The sequence below is a fragment of the Bartonella sp. TT29SHDZB genome (assembly GCF_042193395.1).
Classification (GTDB): domain Bacteria; phylum Pseudomonadota; class Alphaproteobacteria; order Rhizobiales; family Rhizobiaceae; genus Bartonella.
The window spans coordinates 1-3,110 of record NZ_JBHILQ010000055.1 but is presented as its reverse complement, the minus strand read 5'-3'; the positions used below and the strand labels follow the sequence as shown (position 1 = coordinate 3,110).

1 protein-coding gene and 1 pseudogene are annotated in these 3,110 nt (G+C 34.1%); both read right to left on the bottom strand.

The window, feature by feature from the left end:
* Window positions 1-547 precede the first annotated feature (547 nt).
* Window positions 548-1,004 (bottom strand): annotated as a pseudogene (locus ACFIJJ_RS09225) (type ISP restriction/modification enzyme); the annotation flags it as partial.
* 585 nt (window positions 1,005-1,589) lie between these two features.
* Window positions 1,590-3,110: YfjI family protein (locus ACFIJJ_RS09220; protein ID WP_375646743.1), on the bottom strand; the 1,521-nt coding region annotated here is incomplete at its 5' end.

Below are 3,110 nucleotides of genomic sequence, written 5' to 3'. Positions count from 1 at the left end.
AGAGTATGTGATCTTTTAAAGCCTTTCAAAAGAAAGGGATTATAATCATAATAAATGCTATCAAGACCATTATGGTTATGAGTTTTGGAGGTGCTTTTTACGCCCCCCTTTACATATTTTTCAATAAAAAATAAAAGTCATTATATTTCAATATGTTATTTTTTATCAATTTTTCAAAAAAACAACCTATATCAAAATACAACCTGTAAATTCAACTAATGCTCTATGTTTTGTAGTTTTTTTTTGGGGGGGTAGAAACATTCAAAACCTATAAGTAATATAAGAAAATGAATATACATAACCCTCTTTAAATAAAGCTTCTGATAACAATAAAGCACTCATTTTAGATTACGGTTTAATCTTTTAAAGGCAATGTAAATAAGAGTATCTAAAAGTGCAAGTTTCTTCTTTTTAAATAACGCATGATAAATTATCCTTTTAAAGATTGTATGTCAGCAATTTATAAAAGGGATATAAGAACCTATAGGTATAAAACCTTATACCCCTTATGAGTTTATCATACCCATTATGTGAGCATGCTTTTAAGTTATTCAGTTTCTCTAATTTCTAATTTTGGTAAGTTCTTAACGATTTTCATTGTCTCTAAACTTATGGTAATAACCCTCTGAAATAACTCTAGAGGGTAGGCAGGGTTGCCAATGGTTTCAACAGCATAACGATTGGCATCATTAACAATGCCACTCTTTTTATCAGTCTTTAACACATTGACGCCCCATAACCCATTCAAGAGCGGATTTACCATTAACGATATACTCACAAGCGTCAAGAGGGATATCTGTTATTGTGATATTGTTATTATAAATAACAGTGGTTTTATCTTTCTCTTTACCTGCTTTTGCGAATTTCATTTCAGTCACGTAATAGAATTTTTCTGGATTAGAGATCTCTGTAACTTTTGGATTACCTTTTTTAAAAGTTACTGGATAAGGTTTTACAGTTTCATAATTCACGTGCAAATGATCCAGTTCACGCCCTGTTACAACAGAGCTCCGTTTTCGTATAAGGGGTTTAAGTCTCTTCAAAAGAATTAAAACGAAGCTTATTAAATCCATTTTGAACGAATTGAGAAAAAATGCAGAAAAATGCTAAAAAAGCCGATAATTTTTTCAAAAGAGTTTTTTAAATGCTGTTTATCCACAGCCCATGAGAGAGATCAGATCAGCAAAATAGTGAAATTTGCTGTTTATTTTATGGAAAAAGACAAATGAAGCATGTGCTTTTAAAATATCATAATGATTATTTTGATAGATTTTATGAGTCACTAAAATAATCTAGTTTGTTAGTTCAATTTACAGACACAAACTGACAAATATATATTATTGATTGTATTTAAGGTTGTATTGTCGATATAGGTTGTATCGTTAAAATTCTAACATATTGAAATATAATGTTTTTAATTTTCTCTCATTTAAAAAAAATAATATAGTAGCTAGAATGAACTGACAAGACTGACAAAACTCTTCTGATAAGGTCACTCAGATCATTTGCTTTTGGAAAAAAGTTCCTTGATGAGAATGCCATAAAAAGAGTTTTGCGTGGTTGTCTTAAAGACTTCAAAAGAGATTTCTTTATTGTTTTATGCTGTTGTTTTTAACCAAAGGATGCCATTCATACCGTCTATCAGGACGCCGACCTAATTCATTCCCCTCTATAGGAAATTCACGAATATAGTTACAACGACATAAAAGCTCTAAAGCTTGCTTAACGGCTCCATTGTCTTTTAAAGATCTCCAACACCGTCTATAGATATCTCTTGCCGTAAAAACATTGGGTAAAAGATCACAGCGCTCTACAATTAATTTTGCACGCTCTGCTGTTAATGTATCATTCGCCGCATAAAGACGTTTTGCATGACTTATCAGATATTCTTCCCAATATAAGGCTCTCTCAAGGGCATCTCTATTGATTTCAAAACGCCCCCCTTCACTCAATTCAAAAATCAATGCAAGGGTTGGTATGGTTTTATTCATTTTCAAAAGATGCGCTTGTAAACTTGATGAGAAATGACCTCCTTTGATTGTTCTTTGAAAATTTTCCCACCATACACGAAACATTTCTTGAGCTTCAGCAGAAAAGCGTATGGTAATAGGGTGTTTTGGTGATCCTAATGGTTTATCATAAAGAGAACGAAAAATTCCTTGATAACTTTCCCATGCCTTTTGATTGGGAGGTCTATCAACCCATAACCGCTCTTTTCGTTCATCGGGCCACACCAGCATTTGAAACCGTTGCAATAAGCCGTCATTATTTGTTCCATGGTGCATTGCTTGAATAATGGGAATAATCCGTGAAGGTTGAATGCCCCCAATAATGGAAATGGTTGCATTGGGAATAAAAATGGTTCCACGTCCTATACGGTCATAGGTGTATGATTTTTTGCCATTAAAAGCTGTTAGATAAAAAGAACGGTCTGATTGATATTCCTTCCGTTCCAAATCGGATAAAAAACCAGATAATTCATCACGAACCAACAAGAGACCACGGGGGTTTTCTTTTAACAATTCCCCAAGCTTTTCGACGGTCACATCGTTGACAATAAGACGTCGTTTATTAAGCGTGTCATCTTCCTCACTTTCTTTATGTTCAAGAGATTGAGAAAGAAGAGCAAGGGCTTGTTCCTCGTCTTGATCTTTGAGTGCTTTGTAGGCTTGTTTTTTCTTTTCTCTTTTGTCTAATTCAATAAGAATATCTTTTGTTTCTTGCTGTTTTTTCTTCTTTAACCATTCTTGATGCCATTCCTCTTGAAAAACATCAAGAGGTGCTAAAGCAGCTTCCATGGTATCTGTTTTCATAGTTGAAGGTTCCCCCACAATGGCACCCCAGAGATTAGGAACAATTTTCCAATTGGCATGTTGTTTTGGAGAAACCCGCACGCCATTTCCAATGACAGCAGACAATCCACATAAAGCAGAAACAGCAACAAAATCGATAGAAGATTGTTGAATATCAGCAACGTCATAAACATAGTTTATTAATGGTGTTGGAAGCAGGAATATTTTAAAAGGCTCGACGGGTAAGAGAGCCGTAGCAATCGGTTGTAATTGCCCCCAACCATTTTGTTGCAAGGCTTGTTCATAAGAAATGGCTTT